Origin of the sequence: Williamsia phyllosphaerae, from assembly GCF_014635305.1 — a bacterium.
Taxonomy (GTDB): Bacteria; Actinomycetota; Actinomycetes; order Mycobacteriales; family Mycobacteriaceae; genus Williamsia_A; species Williamsia_A phyllosphaerae.
On record NZ_BMCS01000001.1, the window covers coordinates 1190726 to 1213115 of the forward strand.

General features: G+C 66.6%; 21 protein-coding genes. 9 read left to right on the forward strand and 12 right to left on the reverse strand.

The window, feature by feature from the left end; genetic code table 11:
* Window positions 1-31: 31 nt before the first annotated feature.
* Complete coding sequence (gene lon, locus IEV93_RS05505; RefSeq protein WP_188487653.1) at window positions 32-2350, reverse strand: endopeptidase La; 2319 nt, start codon at window positions 2348-2350, stop codon at window positions 32-34.
* 208 nt (window positions 2351-2558) lie between these two features.
* Between lon and IEV93_RS05510 the strand changes: the two genes are divergently transcribed.
* Window positions 2559-3224 (forward strand): serine recombinase, encoded by a 666-nt coding sequence (locus tag IEV93_RS05510; protein ID WP_188487655.1) that lies wholly within the window; start codon window positions 2559-2561, stop codon window positions 3222-3224.
* 92 nt (window positions 3225-3316) lie between these two features.
* Here the strand turns inward: IEV93_RS05510 and IEV93_RS05515 are convergent, their stop codons facing one another.
* The 5 genes from IEV93_RS05515 to IEV93_RS05535 all read right to left on the reverse strand — a co-directional run bounded on the left by IEV93_RS05515 (window position 3317) and on the right by IEV93_RS05535 (window position 9515).
* Entirely contained in the window at window positions 3317-4123 is an 807-nt protein-coding gene (locus IEV93_RS05515) for a hypothetical protein (protein WP_188487657.1), read from the reverse strand.
* A gap of 1141 nt (window positions 4124-5264) precedes the next feature.
* Window positions 5265-5465 (reverse strand): hypothetical protein, encoded by a 201-nt coding sequence (locus tag IEV93_RS05520; RefSeq protein ID WP_188487659.1) that lies wholly within the window; start codon window positions 5463-5465, stop codon window positions 5265-5267.
* An 876-nt stretch (window positions 5466-6341) separates the two neighbouring features.
* Window positions 6342-6896: a DUF4352 domain-containing protein gene (locus IEV93_RS05525; protein ID WP_188487661.1), complete on the reverse strand. Its 555-nt coding sequence runs from the start codon at window positions 6894-6896 to the stop codon at window positions 6342-6344.
* A 1507-nt stretch (window positions 6897-8403) separates the two neighbouring features.
* Window positions 8404-9213 (reverse strand): DUF4436 family protein, encoded by an 810-nt coding sequence (locus IEV93_RS05530; protein WP_229704905.1) that lies wholly within the window; start codon window positions 9211-9213, stop codon window positions 8404-8406.
* 74 nt (window positions 9214-9287) lie between these two features.
* Window positions 9288-9515, reverse strand: coding sequence for a hypothetical protein (locus tag IEV93_RS05535; protein ID WP_188487663.1), 228 nt, complete (start codon window positions 9513-9515; stop codon window positions 9288-9290).
* A 25-nt stretch (window positions 9516-9540) separates the two neighbouring features.
* On the opposite strand from IEV93_RS05535, the gene IEV93_RS05540 reads away from it, so the two are divergent.
* A complete protein-coding gene (locus IEV93_RS05540; RefSeq protein ID WP_188487665.1) occupies window positions 9541-10083 on the forward strand; it encodes a CGNR zinc finger domain-containing protein in 543 nt (180 codons plus the stop codon).
* A gap of 15 nt (window positions 10084-10098) precedes the next feature.
* Here the strand turns inward: IEV93_RS05540 and IEV93_RS05545 are convergent, their stop codons facing one another.
* From IEV93_RS05545 to IEV93_RS05555, 3 genes are read right to left on the reverse strand one after another with little or no spacing between them, the layout of a single operon-like run.
* Window positions 10099-10803, reverse strand: a complete 705-nt coding sequence (locus tag IEV93_RS05545; RefSeq protein WP_188487667.1) for a DUF8176 domain-containing protein — start codon at window positions 10801-10803, stop codon at window positions 10099-10101.
* A complete protein-coding gene (locus IEV93_RS05550; protein ID WP_188487669.1) occupies window positions 10800-11363 on the reverse strand; it encodes a DUF8176 domain-containing protein in 564 nt (187 codons plus the stop codon). The genes IEV93_RS05545 and IEV93_RS05550 overlap by 4 nt, the downstream gene beginning before the upstream one ends.
* A gap of 10 nt (window positions 11364-11373) precedes the next feature.
* Window positions 11374-12597: a hypothetical protein gene (locus IEV93_RS05555; RefSeq protein ID WP_188487671.1), complete on the reverse strand. Its 1224-nt coding sequence runs from the start codon at window positions 12595-12597 to the stop codon at window positions 11374-11376.
* Between the two features lie 369 nt (window positions 12598-12966).
* Between IEV93_RS05555 and pgfA the strand changes: the two genes are divergently transcribed.
* Window positions 12967-14118, forward strand: a complete 1152-nt coding sequence (gene pgfA / locus IEV93_RS05560; protein WP_188487673.1) for a cell envelope lipid trafficking protein PgfA — start codon at window positions 12967-12969, stop codon at window positions 14116-14118.
* 65 nt (window positions 14119-14183) lie between these two features.
* On the opposite strand, the gene IEV93_RS05565 is transcribed toward pgfA, so the two are convergent.
* Window positions 14184-15584 (reverse strand): serine hydrolase domain-containing protein, encoded by a 1401-nt coding sequence (locus IEV93_RS05565; RefSeq protein WP_188487676.1) that lies wholly within the window; start codon window positions 15582-15584, stop codon window positions 14184-14186.
* Between the two features lie 90 nt (window positions 15585-15674).
* On the opposite strand from IEV93_RS05565, the gene IEV93_RS05570 reads away from it, so the two are divergent.
* From IEV93_RS05570 to IEV93_RS05580, 3 genes are all read left to right on the forward strand, one after another.
* Window positions 15675-16310, forward strand: coding sequence for a TetR/AcrR family transcriptional regulator (locus tag IEV93_RS05570; RefSeq protein WP_188487678.1), 636 nt, complete (start codon window positions 15675-15677; stop codon window positions 16308-16310).
* 91 nt (window positions 16311-16401) lie between these two features.
* Window positions 16402-17328 carry an aldo/keto reductase gene (locus IEV93_RS05575; RefSeq protein WP_188487680.1) on the forward strand — a complete coding sequence of 309 codons (927 nt, stop codon included), beginning with the start codon at window positions 16402-16404 and terminating at the stop codon, window positions 17326-17328.
* A 12-nt stretch (window positions 17329-17340) separates the two neighbouring features.
* Window positions 17341-18234 carry a S1 family peptidase gene (locus IEV93_RS05580; RefSeq protein WP_188487682.1) on the forward strand — a complete coding sequence of 298 codons (894 nt, stop codon included), beginning with the start codon at window positions 17341-17343 and terminating at the stop codon, window positions 18232-18234.
* 8 nt (window positions 18235-18242) lie between these two features.
* On the opposite strand, the gene IEV93_RS05585 is transcribed toward IEV93_RS05580, so the two are convergent.
* Window positions 18243-18824: a TetR/AcrR family transcriptional regulator gene (locus IEV93_RS05585; protein WP_188487684.1), complete on the reverse strand. Its 582-nt coding sequence runs from the start codon at window positions 18822-18824 to the stop codon at window positions 18243-18245.
* Between the two features lie 89 nt (window positions 18825-18913).
* Between IEV93_RS05585 and IEV93_RS05590 the strand changes: the two genes are divergently transcribed.
* Genes IEV93_RS05590 through IEV93_RS05600 form a run of 3 tightly spaced genes read left to right on the forward strand, consistent with a single transcriptional unit; the run spans window position 18914 to window position 21197 of the window.
* Window positions 18914-19750, forward strand: coding sequence for a DAPG hydrolase family protein (locus IEV93_RS05590; RefSeq protein ID WP_188487686.1), 837 nt, complete (start codon window positions 18914-18916; stop codon window positions 19748-19750).
* Window positions 19751-19782: 32 nt separating this feature from the next.
* Window positions 19783-20280 (forward strand): DUF427 domain-containing protein, encoded by a 498-nt coding sequence (locus tag IEV93_RS05595; protein WP_188487688.1) that lies wholly within the window; start codon window positions 19783-19785, stop codon window positions 20278-20280.
* A 47-nt stretch (window positions 20281-20327) separates the two neighbouring features.
* Window positions 20328-21197 carry an LLM class F420-dependent oxidoreductase gene (locus IEV93_RS05600; protein WP_188487690.1) on the forward strand — a complete coding sequence of 290 codons (870 nt, stop codon included), beginning with the start codon at window positions 20328-20330 and terminating at the stop codon, window positions 21195-21197.
* A 37-nt stretch (window positions 21198-21234) separates the two neighbouring features.
* On the opposite strand, the gene IEV93_RS05605 is transcribed toward IEV93_RS05600, so the two are convergent.
* Window positions 21235-22293 carry a GGDEF domain-containing protein gene (locus tag IEV93_RS05605; RefSeq protein WP_188487692.1) on the reverse strand — a complete coding sequence of 353 codons (1059 nt, stop codon included), beginning with the start codon at window positions 22291-22293 and terminating at the stop codon, window positions 21235-21237.
* Between the last annotated feature and the right edge of the window lie 97 nt (window positions 22294-22390).

Consider the following 22390-nt stretch of genomic DNA (forward strand, 5'->3'; position numbering starts at 1 on the left):
GGCAGTGGTGTCTGGTGACTGATCGCCCGGATCAGGCCGCGATGGACGCGCCCTGCTCGACGTCCTCCAGGGCGGCGAGGATGATGTCGGCGACGTCGGTCATCGGCCGCACGTCGACCGCGTCGAGCACCTCGGCGGGAACCTCGTCGAGGTCGGGCTCGTTGCGCGCCGGGATGAACACCGTTGTCAGACCGGCCCGTTGGGCGGCCAGCAACTTCTGCTTCACCCCACCGATCGGGAGCACCCGACCGTTGAGTGTGACCTCACCGGTCATCCCGACATCCGCCCGGACCCGACGACCGGTCGCCATCGACACCAGCGCCGTCACCATCGTGACGCCCGCGGACGGGCCGTCCTTCGGGATCGCGCCCGCGGGGACGTGGATGTGGATCTTGCGGTCCAGTGCCGACGGATCGACACCGAGCTCCGCCGCGTGCGAGCGGACGTAGGAGAGCGCGATCTGCGCCGACTCCTTCATCACGTCACCGAGCTGACCGGTCAGGGTCAGTCCGGCGTCGCCCACGGTGGACGACGCCTCGATGAACAGGACGTCGCCACCCATGCCGGTGACGGCGAGACCCGTCGCGACGCCGGGCACGGCGGTCCGCTCCTCGGACTCCGGGGTGAACCGGGGGCGTCCGAGGTAGCCCACCAGATCGGGCTCGTCGATCACCAACGCGGTGTCGTCCGCGGCCAGCTTCGTGGTGGCCTTGCGCAGCGCCTTGGCCAGGAACCGCTCGAACTGACGCACACCCGGCTCCCGGGTGTAGTCGGCCGCGATCTTGTGCAGCGCCTCGTCGGTCACGGTGACCTCGTCGGCGGTGAGCGCCGCGCGGTCACGCTGGCGGGGGAGTAGGTAGTCCCGCGCGATGGCGACCTTGTCGTCCTCGGTGTAACCGTCGATCGTCACCAGCTCCATGCGATCGATCAACGCCGACGGGATCTGTTCCACCACATTGGCGGTCGCGAGGAACACGACGTCGGACAGGTCGAGATCCAGGTCGAGGTAGTGGTCGCGGAACGTGTGGTTCTGCGCCGGGTCGAGCACCTCGAGCAGCGCGGCCGAGGGGTCACCCCGGTTGTCCGACCCCACCTTGTCGATCTCGTCGAGCAGCACGACCGGGTTCATCGACCCGGCCTCGCCGATCGCCCGCACGATGCGTCCGGGCAGCGCTCCGACGTACGTCCGACGGTGACCGCGGATCTCGGCTTCGTCGCGCACACCACCGAGGGCGACGCGAACGAATTTGCGGCCCAGGGCTCGTGCGATCGACTCGCCCAGTGACGTCTTGCCGACACCGGGAGGGCCGGCGAGCAGCATGACAGCACCGGAGCCGCGGCCGCCGACGACCTGCAGGCCGCGCTCGGCCCGACGTGCACGCACCGCGAGGTACTCCACGATGCGATCCTTCACGTCCTCGAGACCGTGGTGGTCGGCGTCGAGGATCTCGCGCGCAGAGGCGATGTCGGTGGAGTCGGTCGTGGTGGTGTCCCACGGCAGGTCGAGGACGGTGTCCAACCAGGTTCGCAGGTAACCACTCTCGGGCGACTGATCGCTCGAGCGCTCCAACTTGCCGACCTCGCGGAGGGCTGCCTCGCGGACGTTGTCGGGAAGCATCGCCGCCTCGATCCGAGCGCGGTAGTCGTCGGAACCGTCCGGCTCGTCCTCGCCGAGCTCCTTGCGGATGGCGGCGAGCTGCTGACGCAGCAGAAACTCCTTCTGCGTCTTCTCCATGCCGTCGCGGACGTCGCCGGCGATCTTGTCGTTGACCTCCACCTCGGCGAGGTGGTCGGTGGTCCACGTGATCAGCGTGCGCAGCCGCTCGGCGACGTTGGGGGTCTCCAGCAGCTCACGCTTCTGGACGTCAGTGAGGTAGGAGGCGTACCCGGCGGTGTCGGCCAGGGCCGAGGGGTCGGTCAGCTTGTTCACCGAGTCGATGATCTGCCACGCCTCGCGGCGCTGCAGCATCGCCAGGACGAGCTTCTTGTACTCGGCCGCGAGCTCCTTGGTCTCGTCGCTGACGGTGGGTTCGGTGACGGTCTCGACCTCCACCCAGAGCGCAGCGCCGGGCCCGGTGGTGCCGGAGCCGATGTGTGCGCGGCCCTCGCCCTTGACCACGGCGGCGGCCTGCCCACCGTTGAGCCGGCCCACCTGCACGATGGATGCGACCACGCCATAGGACGGGTAGCGGTCCTCGAGACGGGGCGCGACCAGCAGCTTTCCGGATTCGGTGGCCTGGGCCGCGTCCACGGCCGCGCGAGCTGCGTCATCGAGTTCGATGGGGACCACCATGCCGGGCAGCAGGATGGGATCGGTCAGGAACAGAACCGGTAAGCGCGTATCGCTCATTCTTCCTCCAAGGTTAAGTCTGATCGGCTCAACCGGCGGAGGAGTTGATCTGTTCCCACTCAAGTCCGTGTTCGTTGTGAGCGGAATCCTACGTTCTCAACTTGCGTTCAGCTGTTCCAAATGGATGGCACTCGCTGTCAGGACCGGGATCTACCGTGGACGTGAACAGCAAGAGTTTGCCCGCGCGGTTTAAACGAAAGGCCTTGTGATGAGTGCTGGTGCTGACCGAGCGTGGAACGCGAGGGATGCGATCCTGCTCTGGCTCTATGAGATGAAGATGCAGGGTAACGGCTCGCCAGTCGTCGACGTCGGGGATGTCCAGGCGGCGGCGAACTGGGCTGCCGAGCCGATCACTGCCGACGAGGTTGCCTCCGCTACGAATTATCTCAAAGACCAGGGCTACATCAAGGGCAGCGGCGCTTTCGGCGGTGGCGTTCCCCGCCCAGCAATCACCTCCGACGGGGAGAATCTGGTCGCACAGGGACTCTCGGTGCGGCCGGGACCGGCCCAGCAAGCGAACACCACCGGTGTCACGAACACCTACAACGTGACCACCAACGCCCCCACCAATGTGGCGATCGGGAGCAACAACTTCACTCAAACCTTCGCCCCGACCGGTGAGCAGGTCGAGAGTTTGCTGGCCGTCGCTAACGCACTGGAAAGGCTGCTGGCTTCGCAGGAGCCCGTGGACGCCGGTCGAGTCGAGGCCCTTGCCGACGACGTGCGGGCGGCAGCGGCCGAGCCGGAGCAGGATAAGAACAAATTGATGGCCATCCTCAGTAACGTCATCGGCGCCGTATCCACCGCGGCCGGTAGTGAGATGGGCCAACAGGTAACCAATCTCGCCGTAGGCGTCATTCAGAGTCTGGGCTAAACACACCACTCGGAAGCGCTGCCGCTGAGGAATCGGCCCGTACCTCAACGTAGAGCTGAAAGTTCTTAGTAACAGTGTTACTCAGTTAAGGATTACCGTGTGAATTTGACGGTGTATCCGGCCAGACCATCGATGCTCAGGCTGTACTCGACACCCTGAAAGGTTTCCAAGGCCCAGCCGTCCTTGACGCTGAACGACTTCCCTAACGGCAGTTCGCCCAATCCGGTAGCAGCCTGGAAGTCGACGTCGCCGTCGCTCACTGACTGAGTGCTGGAGTCTCCCTGTTCTGCGTTGGTTGCCTGGGAATGGAAGTAAAAATCCTGAACTTCGGACGATTTGTTTTTCACGGTGACCGGGAAGTAGACAGTCACCGGCTGTAGAGGACTGTCGTACAAGGTGCTCGCGTTCTTACTCGGCACGAACTTGACTGGTGCGCCCACGGTGATCTCCAGCCTCACCTCGCCCGCCCGCACCGTGTCGCTGTAGATCGCGGTCTGACCGAACTTGCATGGATCTCCGAAAAACCCTTCCGTTTTGCAAGTCATCGGGTCAGCCGAGGCGGAGGATTCCGCTTCCCGTTTCGGAGCAGGCTGCGGGGAGGACTGCTCAGCGTCCGAGGCCGCCACGGGGTCAGTCTTGGGCGCGGTGCTGTCGTCCTCCAACAGCGCCCCGACGGTAATGACGCCCGCCAGGATGACGCCGACACCGGCGAGTGCGGCCCACAATCGCCAAGGAGGTTCTGGCTTTGGTCGCCGGAAGGTCAAGGTGGTTCGCAGTCGGCCATCCTCTCGGGTGACCAGCTCCCAGCCTTGCTGCTGCTTGCTTGCGATCGTTTTCGACTCAGTGCCCCGGATCGTCTTGATCTCAGCGATCTCGTACCGTGTTCTCTCGCCGGTCATGCTTCGTCCCCTCGCCCGAGCGAGGGGACGTTGATATCTGCGTGCCATCCGGTTGTCGGGTTGGTCATGGATGCAGAGTAAAACACCCAAAGGCGACACGGTGTGCTTCCACATCCCTGCTGCCCGAGCTCGTGATCCCAGTGCGTCTGGGGTGGGGCGGGATCCAGTCCGCAGTCGCCGGAGGGCCACCCCGATGCGAACCACACCAGATGCACGAAATCACGTAAGCGAATCTTTGAAGCGTGGCGAACAAAGGTCTTGCGACTACTGCGGTGCGCCGCTCCTACTCATTGCCGTCAGTCGCTGCAGGATTTGCCTGCACGGAGCCCAAGGACTCAGGGGTGAGATCCGGTACAGATCGAGCTCGGTCGCAACGCGCCTCAACGAAGTGCAGGCCGGACTCGGCGACTGGTTGCTCGCCAAGGTCGATGCAACTAAGGCTGATCTTGAACAACGAAGCCACGAGCTGCAACTGGGAAAGTTTAAGCCGGTCGCGCTGCCAACCCTTTGCTCTCATTAGAGAACCGGACTACATCACACCCTCATGGCGCACGTGGCGCCCGCCAGATGGCTTAGATCAGCCAGCCTCCGCGCCCCCTCAATTGTCATTCGGATTGGGAGGTCGCCTTCCGCAGACCTGGCAGGACGCTGAAAATTTCGCCGAGCATTAGATGCGCAATGATGGTTACCTCGATGCAAAGAAGCCCCGCCTGGCGCGGATGGCGTAGTCGATGTCCGCGCCAAGCGAGCGCTGGCCCAAGTCAAGCACCGTGCGGTGAAGGTGCCGATCCGAGACGTCCAGCGTTTGAGTGGAATTGCTCGGCCAGAGAACAAAGGTGAGATCTTCTTAGCACTCAACGCGTACACCAAATATGCCAAGGGATCGGGTGACGCCCACGGAGTGCGCTGCCTGACCTACCGGGGCCGGATCTGAGCTACCCCCATCACTTATGCGGGCCGCCGATTCGCCATGTCAAGGTCTGGAAGAGGCAACTTCGTCGCATAACTCGGCCCACTGCGGCCCGGCGGTCGGCGCTTGACATCGGCTTTTCTGTCCCATGCCGCGACCCTCTGCGTCTGATTACGTCGAGAGTGAAGTCGCGCTTGCAGCCAGACTCGCGGTAATAAATTTGAGGTGTGATCAGGGCCACCGCACCATTCGTTGCTCGCGGATCGACCATACGGCGCGCTGTCCGCTAGTCGTCATGATCACCTCGTCGTCGTCGAGAAGCTCAACGGGAGCCGCATCTACGTTCGTGAGCCAGGTCATCGAGCCGCTGACCTTGTCCCGAAACCCTGCCTGATTATTTTCGTTACCGGTGAATTCGTAGTTCGACGCCATCGGGCTCCTTGGTTGTTCGTTGCCGCCATGCGGATCAGACCTCCAAGCTTTATCAGAACCTCGAGCAGGACGGGCGAGGATTTCCGGCCTAGCGCGAGTGGCATGCGCCGGGCTGTGCAGCGGACGGGCCGGCTCGTCAACGGGGTTCGGCCCGTTCCACGCCTATTAATCGGTGGGCGGGTCGCGCCGCCACCACCGAGGGGGACCACTACGCGGCGACCCGCGGCGCGATCGGGACCCTCAACGGCGCAGATTGCACGCGCTACGCGCGATGCGGAGCGTGCCCTGGGCTCGGTGTTCACCACGTCCTGAAGTCGGCCGGCTCACTACCACTCGCGCCGAACCGCACCTCGCGGGCCGATGCGTTGTAGTCCGCTAGCTTTCGGTGAAAAATCGAAATTAGACAACTTCAAGACAAGGTTCGACTCGTTCCCACTCAGCGCGAGCTCAATGCGGCTAAGCGCCTCATGGCGAAAAATCTCGGAGCACGACTGCGTTCTTTCTTAGCGTCTCGCCGTCACCACGCTTGACGCCCCCGAATTCACCGTGGAGAAATCCTGGGCAGATTTTGCGACGCTCAGCATCGAATCCAGATTGTGCAACATCATGGCTGCGATCGAAATGCGGGCCGTCACCCACGCAGAGATGGCGGCTCGTCGAAAACTGGAAGAAACAGAACGCGAACGGGTCCGCAAAAATGAGGACGCGCAGGGGCGCCACGTGTAGGTCGAGGACGCTTTCGGGCACGTCTTTTAGACGACGTAGCGTCGTTCAGAAGCAAGCCTCTCTTCAGGCGCTTCACTCTCGGTTCAATCTCTTGCTGCGCGTTGAATATTGTGATGGCGGCGTGCTGGCTATAGAGATTTGCTTCGTTCATCAGATCTGCACGTAGCTATACGCCATGAGTTGAGGGCGGATTCTATTGTCGATGAATGCAATCGCGCGGGGTGAGGAGTTGGGGGGTAGTTGAAATAGGTAATACATCTTCACGGAGAAGCCCGGTTGAAGATCGCCGATCAGCTCTTCCGACATACGGTCGTAGTTTTGCCTGATCTGATACACGTTCCGAATAGTGTCGAAAGCCCGATTCTGGTTATCCACCAGCTTAGATTTAACCCAACCTTCGAGGTAAACATTGTCACCCTGGCTGCCAGCGTTCTCGACTACCGCCTCCACCAGCACAAACTTGCCCCCCGCGGGCGGTGCGATAGTGGCGAAGTAGTCGTCGCCTCCGTTCTCCTCATACTTTTCAACCGTGTTTGGGTAGGTCACATTTTGGACCGTGACTCTAGCGGTGCCGGTGGAAACCGGCTGTCCGATCAAGGACATAGGTGTGGCCGTTTTGGTGGTAGTTACAGTAATTGGCCCCTCGTACGGCGCGGCGTTTGTGCTGGGTGTTGTATAACGCGCACTGTTCGAGTCCGAGGTCATTGACGCCGTGATCGCGATAGTGGTACCTCCGACGATGACAACGAGCGCCACTAGTGCGAGGGCGAGTATCCAGTTAGCCTTGTTTTTAATCGCTTTGCTCCTTCGAATTCATTGATAAACCTTTTGACTTGCAAGCGGAGGTGGTTTGCTCATCCACTGGGTGCGCTTAGTGGCGCAAGTTCTGGATAGAGTGAGGCGGCTGTCGCTTACGTTGTGACGTGATCGTGGATCGCGGCCAATAGCCGAGGCTGAAGCTGCCTGAGCCCTGTTCGGACCTGCACAAAATGAACTTCCGGTGCCCATTCTGCAGGGAGGCGCGCGGGTATACCTGTCGCGACGAAGCGATGGAATATCTTCCACTGCTCATTGCGAATGTTGCGACGCTGCTACCTAGAGATTGGCCAGTTCGCAGCTAGTGGGGACGGATGTCTGCACGGTAGTGGGTACCGAGCGACGGCCAGTGGTGGCTCCCGGGTGGGCCTTGTCGACGTCAAATGGCGGATGACGGGGTGCGTATGGTCGACGTAGCGGACGCGGTATTGGTGCCAGTGTCTCTGGTTCGACGCGACCAACAACGATGAACGTCGGCTTACCGCGTTTCGTCGGTGGCTGCCGCCGCAGCCCGGGGGGTGATAGCCGGGGCGGTCGCAGGTGTAACCGGACAAATCCGGCGACGGTGCATACATGAGTGCGTGGCTTTCTTGAGCGACAAGACGGGACGCGACGCGTGCCGAAGACAGTTATATGCGATGCCGCCAACAGCGTTACAGCCGAGTGGCCGGTTTTTCTGGTTCGGATATGTCCATGTCGTCTGATCGGATGAAAGTTTCATCGCGACTCGTCAGATCAGTCCGTGACGACGACACTGTGGACGGCCGAGCTCAAGGGGCCGGGGTTCTGTCGCTGCACGACCCCCAGGCAGGGGGCGGCTGACCAGCAAGCATCGGCGTCGACGAGGAGCGGCCGATTGCCGACCTTCGAGTCGGGGAACTCCGCGGCTAGTGGGTCGCTGCGGAGTCAGAGCCGAAGCCCGCGGTCGTAGCCATCCCCCGAAAATGGGTCACAGACCTTCTAGGTCGCGGACCAGATGGCAAGAGCCCAGGCCATCTGAGCGAGAGCCGAACTAGTGCCCTGCCGGTGGCGCAGGCGGTCAGTCCGCGATCGGCGGCTTCGGTCGCAGCGGGCGGCTCGGGTGGTACGGGCGGCTCAGGCGGAATCGGTGGCGCGGCGGCCACGGGCGGTCGCGGCGGGCTCCTTGGTGCCTCGGGCGGTACGGGTACGGCCGGCGCCAACGGTGCATCCGGCGGTTCGGGTGCCACCGGAGCGAACGGTGCGTCCAATGGCGCCGGTGCCACCGGGCGCGGTCGGCGTTGCAGGCGCACGAGGCGCGAACGGAACGCCCAGCCAACCCGGCTGACGCGGCGGACCGGAATCGTCCGTGTGGCAGCCCGGCGTGGTCACCAGGACCACGGTGGCCCGCCAGTCGGACCATCTCAGTGGGCCGGGGTCACGGACCCTGACGCCACCACGCGGTGACGTAGAAGACAAGCGAGAGCGCCAGTCCCATGACCACCCAGAGGACGACGGTGTAGTCGACCCACGAACCGATGGGCGGCGACCCGGGGAACAGGTTGCGGATGGGCAACACCGCGAACAGCATCACCGCGAACCACGTCACGATCGGCGGCAGGAACTGCTTACGACGACGCAGCGTCTGGATCGACACGAACAGGGTGCAGATCGGCAGAACGGCCAGCACCACACACATCGCGATGCCGAAGGCGATCGTCGCCCCGGCACGCGAGACACGAACGTCGAGAGCCTCTCTCGACCCGTCCTCGGTGTCGGTGGTGTCCACCGTCCATGACGACATCGAGTCGGTGACGGCGACCTCCGTCGGCACCGCGATCCGCGCGTCGCCGGACCCTGCGAACACCCGAACCGTGAGACTCGGCGCGCGATAGGAGTCAAAGGGCCAGTCACGGATGTCGCCATCGGCGTACAGGGTGACCGGCAACGAGCTCAACTGCGTTCCGCGGGCGAAGGTCAGCGAATTGGCGCTGGCGGCCGGGGTGACCTCGACGGTCAGGTCCTGGCGCAGATCACCGTTGCCGTCGATGAGGTCGGTACCGGCGTACACCGAGGCTCGGGTCTGCAGGGAGAAGTCCTCACCGGAGACGGCGTCGATGTCGAGATAGACCAATGCGCCGTTCGCTTTCGGCTCCCGATTGTCCGCTCCACCACCGTCACCGCCCGTGGCGTAGGCGACGACGACCGTGACGTACAGACCGATCACGATCAGGACGAGCAACCCCACGGCCGCTCGACCGCGGGTCGGTGTCAGCGCGATGGCTCCTCCTCGATGGTGGACCGGTGTCGCACAGGGGACGTTCAGCCGGTCCCGCGGGAGCGCATCGAACGGCTCAGGCCGCGGGGCGGATCGTCCGATGTGAACTGTAGGTCGACCCGTCGCGCCCCGCAGGAGTTGCAGCGGACGTAGCGCACCGTGCCCTCGCTCGTGGGATGCGCGGACTCGGTGGACCATCCGTGTTCGTGAGCGGTGCGCTCCGGCCGGAGGTCGGTGTGGCGGGACGGATTGTTCAACGGCGAGGTGGTCATGTCACCACTGTGCTGTCATGGTCTTGTGCATCTCAACCCTTACGGTGAGTACGCGGTCCTCCTCGCGGCATCGTTGGCCAACGACTGGCCGGACACGTGCGACGGCATCGAGGAGCGAACGCGCGACTTCGGTATGACCATGAGCTTCCGCATCGGCGCCGACGACCACGCGCAGACCAGGGCGGTGATCGACGAGTGGCTGCGGATGGTCGACGCCCCGACGGAGGACGAGCGGGCGCGGTTGCTCAACGAGACGATGAGCGTCGCCGCGGCGTATCCCCGCCTGACCAACCACGACGACGAGGGCTGGCACCTGCACTACCGCGATCGTGACCAGTCCCTCGCGCACGTACTCACCGCGGTGATCTCGGTCGGCACGGCGCTGCACCTGACCACCCGTGGCATGCACCGCATCGGACGCTGCGCGGCAGGAGAGTCGGGTGGGGCGTCGTGCGAGAAGGTGATCGTCGACGTCACCCGCAACGGCACCCAGCGGTACTGCTCGGTGCGTTGTGCGAACCGGTCGGCGGTCCGCCGGCACCGGGCTCGCGCGGCTGCCCGACGATGATCCTGGTGCGGCCGATCAGCTGCCGTCGCCGGTGACGATGGCGTCGATCGCCCAGCGGTTCGGATCGATCTCGGAGACGTAGAACGTGTCCTGGACACCGACCTGTGCGATACCGGCGTCGGTCCGCACCCGCAGGGTGACGAGAAGGCGAGCGGTCGACTCGGTCGTGGTGATCTGGGCGCACCACGCATTCGTCGACGCGGGCAGTGCCGAGATCCATTGCTGGAGTTGAGCAACGGTCGGGATCGCGGCGGCCTCCGACAATGTCGCGCGCGCGCCGACGGCGGACCGGTCGTCGATGGCCGCGCCCACGAAGGCCGCGACGACACCGGTCGGCGTCGTCGGATCGCCGCCCCGCGAGACAGTCGTCACCGCACCGTCGGTGCCGGTTGCGCACCACCCCGCGGGGGCGGTCCCGGCGGTCGAGTCATCGCCTGAGCCGGTCACGAACACGACCAGCACGGTCACTCCGGCCGCGAGGAGCACGACGAGAGCGACGGCACCCGCGATCACCATCCGACGCTTGGTGCGGGCCTGCGAGCGAGCGCGCTGACCCTGCATCGCGAGCTCGTCGAGGGTGGCCGACCACGCACTCGTGGGGCCGGGTTCGGGGCCGAACCACGACGGATCCTGTGGCGGGCCCTGCGGTGGTGGGCGGTACGGGTCCTGCGGTCCGAGGCCTTCGGGGTCGTTGCTCCAGCCCCAGCGGTTGTCACTCATTGGTCGACCTGGCCGGTCATCTTCACCGAGCCCGGTGTCCCGGTGATGCTGGCGCGCAGCCGGAAATCGGAGACCACACCGCTCGGGGGTTGGTAGGTGATCGTGAACAGGACTGTGCCGGCGTCGGTCTGGCGTAACCGGAGGCAGTAGGTGGTCCCGGCGGGGTAGCCGTTGAGCGCTTCGCGGATCAGTTCGGGGCGGCCCATGGGGTTGCCGGGGGCGATGGCCTCGGAAGCGCGTGCGGTGTCGCGGGCGGTGATGACCGCCCAGTAGTAGTACGCGACGGCGCTGATGGCCGAGTCGGGTCCGCCCTTCTCCCGGGTGACGGTCTCGCCGGGCGCGGCGGTGGTCGGATCGCAGGGGAGTGGCTCGATCGCAGGCAGTGCGGCGATGGGGGCGATCGAGGACCCGCCGACAGCACTCGCGTCGGGCAACGCCTCGGGCGCGGGATCACTGCCGCATGCCGCGACGGTGACCAGCAGAACCGTTGTCGCACACGCGACCAGCCCACGCCCCGCCTCATGGCGACGGTGTGGGCCGGCAACGTGCCGAGGGGTCATCGAATGGCGCTCACTTACGGTGCTTGCCCCCAGCCGACGCGGCGGCGTACTGCGGGTGCTCGATCCGGAGGTTGGGGAACGCGCGCAACGCCTCACGCCCGAAGTTCTCGACCGCCGCGGCCACCGAGTCGCGCGCGGTCTGCGCGAAGACACCGGCCGCCTGGTACGGCGCGTCGGCCTGCGCATGGTCGATGTCGATCGGGACGTTCACGGCTCCGATTCTCACATTGCCGGTGACGTCGCCGTTCTTCGCGACCACGTAATCGACCTTGCCGCCACCGGGGAGACCGCGATCGTCGAGGTGGAGCTCGTACTGGTTGGCGTCCGGGTTCGGGGGCGCGGGCTTCGACTTGCGCGGGTCCTCGTTGGTGGCGCCGAGCGGGGCGTTGGGATCGCCACCCGGGTCACCTGCGCCGACGGCGTATCCGATCGCTCCGCCGATGACCCCACCGATGCCTGCTCCGACGACAGCACCTCCGGCTGCTCCGCCTGCGATGCCGACACCCGTACCGACTCCCAGGCCGATGAGGGCGCCCGGTCCGGCGAGCGCTGCAGAACCGGCGGGACCGCCGGGCGCGCCGACCACTGCGCCGGTGATCGCTCCCGCAGCTGTTCCGACTCCCGCACCGACGACGCCACCGACCACAGCGGCCGGGATGCCCAGCGCGATGGCGCCGGCGGTGCCGCCGATGAGCGCGCCCACTGTGGTGGACGCGGCGGTACGCGCGGCCTGATCCGGCGGGAAGCCGATGGACTCGTAGTACGTGGCGGTGCGCGCCTCGATCGTCGCCGCCTGCCCGTTGAGGTTGCGGGCGTCGGCGTCGGACAACCACGCCGGCTGGGGGGTGCGGAAGTTGCCGAGCTTGATGATCCCGGGGCGCGGGAGGATCGGGTTGACCGGCTTGACGCGCTGGGGTGCACGCAACACCGGCGGAGCCGGGTTGTACGAGCCGTTGAACACCGGTGCGACGTAATCGGGGCTGCCTTCGTAGACCGGGGGAGCGTCGAAGGTGGCGGCGGGGATGATGCTGCGACCCTGAGGTGCCGGGGGCGCTGGTGCGGGTGCCGGTGTCGGTGCCTGGCTGGGAGGTGCGGAGCCCGGAGCGGTGTCACCCGAGGGAGGGGCCGATCCGGGAGGCGCGGCCAGGGCCTGGCCGGCGGCTCCGGAGGCGATCGCTGCGGCGATCACCACACCGGCGGTCGTACGGGTGATTCGCTGCGTTTGCTGCGACACGGTCACGCTCCTTGGCGTCAGGTATCGACGTGACCGTCGACGAAATGGTGAAGACCAACTCAGCCCTCACAGATCGTCCGGGCGCGACTGGTCAGCCCCCGGGATCAGTAGCCTCTGTAAAGATTCACCGAATTCAATCATGTGCGTTTGTCTAGTTCAACTGGGAATGTCGACACTGTGGAGTTCCGTTCGCGGTGAACGAGAACACCTGTCGTCCAATGGCCTGCACGCTTGGAACGCCCCGCTGCCGGACGCGTCGGGCGCCGTGTCGGCCGTTCGTATGACACCTCGGCGTTGTCGAGCGTGCTGCCGGCACGTGGCGGGGGCCATATACGGTGAACCGGACATCGTCACGTCAGGAGCCCAGTGTTGAAGAAGTTGCTCGCCCCCTTCCTCGTGTTCATCGGGGTCGCCGCGATCACCGCGGCCATCGCGGTCCCGACCTGGCTCGTGCCGAAGCTCGAGGTCGTGCCGCTCGACCTCGACATCACGACGGTGTCGCAGTCGGTCCCGATGGGGATCACCTCCGACAACAACCTCCCGGCGCGGGTGTTCGACCGCTGCTCGGTCGGTGAGGACAAGGCGCGCGTCTTCGACGCACACGTGACCCAGCAGCGCCGCACCGTCGTGGTGGACCCGTCGAACGCCGACCAGGCCACGGTGCAGTCGGGCCAGACCGTCCGCATCGACCGCATCGACGACAACGGCACCACCGTCGACCAGACGACCGCACCCATCGGCGCGACCCGTTCCTGCAGCGACGGCCTGCTGTCGTCGAACATCGATCTCCTGTCGGTCGACCGGAAGACCAGCGCGCCCAACGGGAAGCTGAACCGTCTCTACCTCTCGGCCGGTCCGGACGGGCAGCCGATCCAGGAGAACGAGGGCAACTTCATCGATGTCCCGCGCAAGGGCTACCAGTACAAGTTCCCGTTCGACACGAAGAAGCAGGAGTACCCCTACTTCGACGCGAACACCCGTCGGGATCTGCCCGCGAAGTTCGTGAAAGAGACCAAGATCAACGGCCTGACCGCCTACGAGTTCGTCAGCGAGGTGCCGGAGATCGACCAGGTGCTCCTCCCCACCCCGAACGGGCAGCCCGCGCTGGGGACGTCGCTGGAGAAGCCCGCCTCGTGGTGGGGAATCGCGGGCATCCCGGCCAATGAGCCGGTCGTCATGCACCGTTTCGCATCGGCCACCCGCCACGTGTGGGTCGAACCCGAGACCGGCACCGCGCTCAAGGGTCTCGAGGTCCAGCACCAGTACTTCAAGTCACCGGGCGCGGACGATCCCGACCTCGCCGCACCGCTGCGGGAGTTCCGGATGGACGCGTTCCACGCCACGGTGGCCTGGAACGACGCCACCATCGACAGGCAGTCCGACAAGGCCCAGGGTTACGTCGACCAATTGCGATGGGGCGGCGTGATCGTCCCGATCATCCTCGGCGTGGTCGGTGCCATCGCGTTGATCGCCGGTGTGGTGCTCCTGCTGCGTCGGCGCAAGGACACCCCGACGGCGTAGGCCCGACCTCCCACTGAAATCGTCCGACTCAGGGACCGTCGAGGGCAATATGCCCTCGGTGGGCCCTATATCGGACGATTTCCGTGTCGCAGGAGCAGGACGGCCGCGGCGACGGCCCACGCGGCGACCGTGACGATCAACGCTGCGGCCAGATCGGGCGCCCAGATCCAGACGGTCCGGTAGGCACTGCCCAGCACCACCGGTATCGACGCCGCTGCCGCGCAGACGATCCCCGCCACGACGGCGAGTCCGATGCGGACGCCCCGTCGACGCGGCCGCGACCACGCCAGGCCGATCATCGCCACCCCGAGTAGGCCGGCCACCGCCGCGACCCAGGGCGCCGACGACAACACGATGTCGCCGCGCTCCGACACCGTCTGTTGCCCGTCCAGCACGCGGAGCAGGTTCGGCGCGATCGATGCGAGCACGGGCGCCTCGGCCTCGCCGTAGGCGTTCATCAGCACCACCACGTCCCGACCGTCTGAGGTCATCAGCACGTGCGCGAAGTAGCCGGGAGTGGCGCCGGTGTGCTGAATCGTTTGCGGGACCGCGCCTCGGGAGACGCGCCACCCGTAGGCGTAGTCGTCGTCACCGGAGCGGACACGCGGTTGGTGCAATGCGGCGAGTATCGACGGGTCCAGCACGCCGGGCGCGCGCCCGGACTGTGTACGGGCCCAGCGCTGCATGTCTCCCAGGGTCGAGACCACGTAGCCGAACGGTCCACCGGATTCGTCGAAACCCGGTGCGTAGCCACGTGGGTGGCCCCACCAGAACCGGTGTCCCGGAGGCAGACCGGCGGCGTCGGACGCCGCGGCTCCGGTGTGGCGCATCCCCAGGGGCTCGAGCAGATCAGATCGCAACACCTGCGCGAACGGTCGCCCGGCCAGCGCCTCGACCAGTGCTCCGAGGACCAGGTAGTTGGCGTCGCTGTAGGCGTAGCGTCCAACGGTCCCGCTGTGGTCGAGATCCTGCGCGGCGCGTCGGACGGCCCCGGGTGAGTTGTCGAATCGCTCGGCGACCGCGAGGCCGTCGGCAGCGGTGTATCCACCGGTGTGGGTCAACAACTCCTCCACGGTCGGATCTCCGGCGCGCAGCCACGGCAGATGCGTTCCGATGCGGTCGGTGAGCCGCACCTCCCCGCGCGCCACCCGCTGCGCGATCAGCGTGGCCGTCATCGATTTGGCCACCGACCCGATGAGGAACGGCGTGTCCTCGTCGACGGGGCGATCGTCGCCGTCCCGGCCCCCGGTTGCGACGAACAGATCTCGACCGTCTCGACCCGTCACGGCGACCGCATAGCCGGGAACCCTCTCTTCTGCAGCAACATTCGACACGTAGTCGCGGACTTCCGAGGCCCCGGCGCCCCTGGGGCCCGCATGCGTGATGCCGACGCCCGGTGCACACGCGACAACGAGCGCTACAGAAGCGACCAGACCGATGGCCCAGCGTCGTCGTCCGTGACCCATACCCACCCCAGCTCCTTGATTACCGTATCGACATATTGTGAAACAAATATAGACATACTTTTAAAGCGGTCAACCGGATAGGATCGGCCCATGGCCAGAACAGCCGACCATCAGCAACGACGCGCGCAGATCATTGCCGGTGTCCGCGTCGTGGCCGGCGAGTCCGGACTGGGTCGCGTGACCATCGCCCGGACGGCGGAGGCGGCGGGGGTGTCCGTCGGTCTGGTCCAGCACTACTACGCGTCGAAGGAAGACCTGCTGGCCGACGCGTTCGCCGATGTCCGATCCGACGTGCTGACCCGGATCGACGCCGAGATCGCGCGGTCGGAGAAACGTGGAGCGCGGATCGAGACCATGGTGGTCGACGGCCTGTCGCAGTTGCTGCCCATCGGCACATCACGTCGCGCCGAGGTCTACCTCTCGCACGCGTTCGTGGGTCTGGCCCTTGAGGACGAGACTCTCCGGACACAACTGCGAGATGCGCGGCAACAGTTGCAGGATCGGGTGAGCACGGCTCTGGCCAACGGGATGACGTGTGGTGAGGTCGATGCGGACACCGACACCGGGCAGGCGGCATACGGTCTGCTCGCACTCACCGACGGTCTGGCGTCACATCTGTTGCTCCAGTCGGGCCCGCAACTGCGCGCCTGGTCGGCCGCCGTACTGTGCGCGCGGGTCGGCGAGCTGTGCCCGGGTGAGTGCTCCCACCGGCTGGCCGACCGGTGACGGGTCGGGGAGTGGGACTCTCGGCCGCAGCGCACTACGCTGTCCATTAGCGCTGCGAACCATCGACCGCGGCCGTGTGAAGGGACAGCCCATGGTGCAGATCGGCCCGACGGACCTCGACACGTTCCCCCTCGTTCTGGGTGGCAACACGTTCGGGTGGACCAGTGATGAGCAGCAGAGCGGCGCCGTTCTCGACGCGTTCACCGACGCGGGCGGCAGCTTCGTCGACACCGCCGACCAGTACTCGCAGTGGGCTCCTGGACACAGCGGCGGCGAATCAGAGACGGTGCTGGGCAACTGGCTCGCCCGGCGCGGCAATCGCGACTCGGTGATCGTCGCGACCAAGGTCGGCAAGCGCGAAGGACACATCGGGCTGTCGCCGGACAACATCCGCGCGTCGGTCGACGGGTCGCTGAAACGACTGCAGACCGATCACATCGACATCTACTACGCACACGCCGAGGACCCGACGGTCCCGCTGCACGACATCGCGGTGGCGTTCGACGGTCTCGTCGTGGCCGGCAAGATCCGCCACATCGGGCTGTCCAACTTCTCGCCGGTGCTGATCGAGGAGTGGTTCAGCGTGGCCGACGCGCTCGGGCTGGCGAAACCGGTTGCGCTACAGCCGCAGTACAGCCTGGTCCACCGTACCGAGTACGAGGGCGGTCTCCAGCAGATCGCCGTCGACAACGGTCTCGCCGTCCTTCCCTACTGGGGTCTCGCATCGGGCTTCCTCACCGGCAAGTACACGCAGGGAACACCGTTCGACGACACCGCGCGCGCCTCGATGGCGTCGGGGTACGCGACCGACGAGGGCTACGCCGTGCTGACGAAGGTCACCGAGATCGCCGACGCGCACGGTGTCGAACCGGCGACAGTGGCGTTGGCCTGGCTGACGACGCGGTCACAGATCACCGCGCCCATCGCGAGTGCCCGCACGCCCGAACAACTCCCGGCCCTGCTCGCCGCGGCCACCCTCGAACTGTCCGACGACGACCTCGCCGCGCTCGAGGGCTGAGAGGGAGACGGGATGCGCTTGAAACTTCTCACCGTGATCGCGACCGTGGCGGCGACCGTTGCCCTCGGCGCCGCCCCCGCAGCGGCGATGTCCAACGGTCAACCCACTTCTCCTGGTTCGGCCCCGTGGTTCGCCGAGATCGTGTTCGCCGACGGCGCCGACGTGGCCGGCACCACCGTCACCGGGGACCGGCTGATGCGCAGCCACTGTGGTGGTGCACTGATCGATGCCCGAACCGTCCTGACCGCAGCCCACTGCGTGGCCGATCCGGCGGCGTCCGCAGACGATCCGACGAAGCCGTTGCCAACCGACGTGTTCCGCGTCATCCTGGGCGATCATTCGCTGAGCGCAGACCGCACGCCGGAGATCGCGATCAGCCGCGTCGACATCGACCCCGCGTTCGGGCTCGTGCCGAATCCCCGAGACCCCGGAAACCTCGACACGGCCGCCGCCCACGACGATCTGGCGCTCATCACGCTGGCGGAGCCGCAGCCGAAGGCGCCGACCATCGGGCTGTCGCCGACGCCCGGTCTCCGGGGGACGCCGGTCGCGTTGTACGGCCACGGGCTGACCCCCGATGGTGGGGCATCCGACCGACTGTTAAGTGGCCCGCTCGCGGTGATCTCCTCCGCTGACTGCGCTCGAGAGACATTCGCCGACCCCGTTCGTGGGGGATTGATCTGTGCCCGGTCGCCGAAGAACGGGCCGTCGGTTCAAGCCGGGTTCGGCGACAGCGGCGGACCTGTCGTGACGACAGACCGTTCGGGACGCGCAGGTCTGGCGGGGGTCTTCTCGTTCGGCACCGAGACAGTTGCTCCGCTGTTCACGCCCGGGTTCAACGCTGCGACCGACGTTCGCATCGGCGCGCTCCGCTGGCCGGAACTACGGGCGCACCTACACCTCTGAGCCGTCGCTCAGCTCCCGACGAGCAGCCGCGCCATCTCGGCGATCTGGTCGTCGTCGAGGGGAGTGGGACCGATCATGACCTGCCGCTGCATCATCCCGTCGATGCCCAGCCGGACGAGCTCGCCGCGGGCGTCGGAGACGGGGTGGCCGGCGATGCCGAACGTCTGCACGATCATCCTCACGAACGCGGCGTGCTGGTCGTCGAACGCCGCCCGCAGCTCGGGGTCGGTCATGCTCTCGGCCCGCAGGTGGTGGCGTGCGATGACCCGGTCGCGATTCTCCTCGTCGGACATCTCGGTGACGAACCGCGTGATGGCCTCCGCCGCGCGCGAGCGGCTCCACTCGGAGATGTCGAAGTGCCTTGTCGCCGTCTCGATGTCGCGGCGGAAGACCTCCTCGAGGGCCAGGTGCAGCAACCGGGCCCGAGTAGGTGCGTGATAGTTCACCGACCCCGAGCTCAGGCCCGCGGCCGCGTCGACAGCCCGGTGAGTCAATCCACGTGGCCCGCGCTCGGCCAGCACCGACACCGCAGCAGCCATGATCGCGGCCCGTCGGCTCGTCCGCGGGGGACCGGTGTCGGTTGCTGTCACAGATCACAGATTACCGGTCGTGGTTACGGTCCCGTAGGAACATGCGCGTCCGCTTGCACCGGTCAAGGCGACGCCCCTAGTCTCAACGGATGTTGAGCAACCGGACGCGCGGGGTCCGCTATGTCGGCTACCGCGACGCCGATCGGGCGCTGCCGTTCGCGAAGTACATGGCGGCGCACACCGACCCCGCGCCCGCGCCGGTCCGCCGGGCGTTCGACAGCCCGCCTCTGGCGCCCCTGTCCATCCCCGACTTCGCGAACATCACCCGCGACCTGCGCCCCGCCGGCTACTCGACGATCGAGACCGGATACGGCCGGAGGCCCGACGGTGTGCTGTTCGTCGCCGTCCGGACCGAGATGCCCCGGGTGACCGCGGCGATGTGGGACTGGTGGTTCGGCTGGCACTCGGTCTGCTCGGCCCGGTACAAGCTCTGGCATCCCGACGCCCACGAATACGCGTCGGTGCGGGACGACCGCACGACCGCCGCGATCCCCGACCGGCAGAAGTACGTCGGCAACACCAGCTACGTCGACGAGCTGGTCGGACCGAAACTGCAGCAACTCGGCATCGACTTCCGCGACCCGCGCAGACAGGGCTTCACCATCCCGTCCGACCAGACCATCGTGTTCGGACGTGTGGGCAGCAGCATCGCGCCGATCGACCTGGGCTGGCTCGCGCATCAGGTGCGGCCTGTCCCCGGCGGCGCAGAGATGCGCAGCCGCTTCTACCTGAACATGCGCGGCCTGCACCGGCCTGATCTTCGGCAGGCCGCGCGCGCCATGAGACGCGGAGCATCGGTGGACCCCACCGACCTGTTCCTCGGGCTCGACGTGGCCAGAGACCTCCTGATGCACTGCGGTCAGGAGATGAACCACCTCGCCGGGTTCCTTCCCGAGCTCCACCGGGAGTTCGCCGCCCGTCCGTAGTCTGGACCGGTGACCCAGAGACGAGCCGTGTGATGCGCCGACCCACCCCGGAGACCCCCGGACCCGGACAGGAATCGGTGTGGGACTACCCGCGCCCGCCGCGGCTGGAGACGTTCGCCGGATCCATCACGATCGAGTTGGGCGGCCTGACCATCGCGTCCGCGACGCGCGGGTGGCGGGTGCTCGAGACCAGCCATCCGCCGACGTATTACATCCCGCGTGACGCGTTCTCCGACGGAGTCCTGCGCGAGACCCAGGGCGCGTCCTGGTGCGAGTGGAAGGGGCAGGCCTCCTACTTCGACCTCGTCACCCCCGAGCGCGGAGCCCCGAAGGCCGCCTGGACCTACCTCGACCCCACCCCGGGCTTCGTCGACCTCCGCGGAGCGATCGCGGTGATGGCCCGCGACGTCGACCGCGCAACGGTCAACGGCGAGGAGGTGACCCCGCAACCCGGCGGCTTCTACGGCGGCTGGGTCACCGACAGCGTCGTCGGCCCGTTCAAGGGCATCCCCGGCTCCATGGGCTGGTAGCCGACCCACGACCATCCCGCTCGCCCCTCCGTCCGAAGGAACCCGTCATGCAGATCGCCGTTCATCTCTCCAACATGACCCTGCCGGGTGGTGCACCCGCGTTGGGCCGCACTCTCGCCGACACCGCGAAGGCCGCCGACGAGGGCGGGGTCGACACGCTGACCGTGATGGACCACTGGTTCCAGATGGAACAGCTCGGTGGGCCGGATCTGGCCATGCTGGAGGGGTACTCGACGCTGACGTTCCTCGCGGCGCACACCAGTCGGGTGCAGCTCGGCACGCTGGTCACCGGCATCACCTACCGACACCCCGGACTCCTCGCCAAGGTCGTGACGACGCTGGACATCCTGTCGCAGGGTCGGGCCATGCTGGGCGTCGGCGCCGCCTGGTACGAGCGCGAACACCAGGGCCTCGGCGTGCCGTACCCGTCGACCTCCGAGCGTTTCGAGCGCCTCGAGGAGACCATCCAGATCGCGCGTCAGATGTTCGGTGACGACGAGGGACCGTACGAGGGCACGCACTACCGACTCGCCGAGACACTGAACAACCCGCAGACCATCTCCCGGCCCGGCCCGCCGTTGATGATCGGTGGCAGCGGCGAGAAGAAGACCCTCAAGCTCGTCGCCCGCTACGCGGACATGTGCAATCTGTTCGCGACGGGCGTCGACGAGGTCGCCCACAAGATCGATGTGCTCAAGGGCCATTGCGAGACCGAACAGCGGGACCCGGCCACCATCAAGACGACCATCATCGGTGCGGCCGACCCGGTCGCCGACGTCGACGGATTCCTGACCGAGATGGAGCGTTACGCCGCGTTGGGTGTCGAGCAGGTCTTCGTCGGTCCCGCCGGGCCGGATCCGGTCGGGTGGACCGAGAAGCTGACCTCGACCGTGATCCCGCGGTTGCGCGAGATCTGACCCGTCCGGCCGATGCGCCGGGGCGCACCGACGACTGTCAGCTGTGCGCCTCGGCGTTGGCCGAGGGCATCGGGTCGGGTACCGACCAGTCGATCTCCACGCGGTCGCCGCCGGCGTCCTGCGCGGAGCGCATCGCCACCTCGGCACGATCGAGTAGCGCGTCGATCGCGACCTGCACGCCCGTGGACGGGATCGGGGTGGGCGCGAACGCCACTCCGACACTCGCCGACACCGGCACCGGGTCTTCGACACTGAAGACGAGTTCACGGAAACGATTCGCGAAGATGCGCACACCCTCGTGGGTGACGCCGGCGAGCGCGGAGAACTCGGCGTCGCCGGTGCGGGCGACGAAGTCGCCCCCACGGACGCCCTGGGCCAGACGCGAGGCCACACGCTTGAGGACCTGCTCGCCACGTTCGCGACCGTCGCCGACGGCGATGTCCTGGAACTGGTCGAGGTGCACCCGGACGACCACGAGGTAGTCCTTGCGGTTCAACGCGCCGAGACTCGTCGACGCCGCCGAGTAGAGACCGTGGCGCGTGAGCACCTCGGTCAGTTCGTCCCGCATGGGTCCACCCGTCTGCAGTGAGTTCCGTGTGCCGATAGCGGCGAATCCATAATGCAGTATCGCCGTCAGGAAAACTCCCGCGAACGCCGCCTGCGCTGCGAACGGGTAGAGCGACCCGATCGACTGATCGCCACCGGTGAGACCGACGACGAGCACCGCGATGATCACCACCGCCGACGCCGCGATCTGACCGGCGGTCACCCGGCGGCTGGTGAAGAATGCCGCATAGCTGCCCACGAGCCCCAACGTCACGGTGCTGGCGAGTCCGACACGGGCATCGCTGCAGCTCAACGCGGTCAGGGCGCAGCCGAGGTCGGCCGCTCCGAGGAACACGACGCGGGCGAGGGGACCGGTACGCGGCGCCACGAGCAGCAGGATCCCGACGGCGACCGCTCCGAGGCAGGCGACTCCGAGGGCGACGCGTCCGACCGTCCCGTCCGGACCTCCGGGTACCCACGCCAAACCGAGCCAGGCGGCTGCGGTCAGGATGCTCAGGATCCCGATGCCACCTGACAGCGCGCTGATCACACGCGTGTTCGTACTCGATCTGTTGCTGCCCCCCGGCTGAAGTCCCCCTTCGATGACCGGCACCTGACGATTGTGTCCGACGTACACCGGTTTGGGG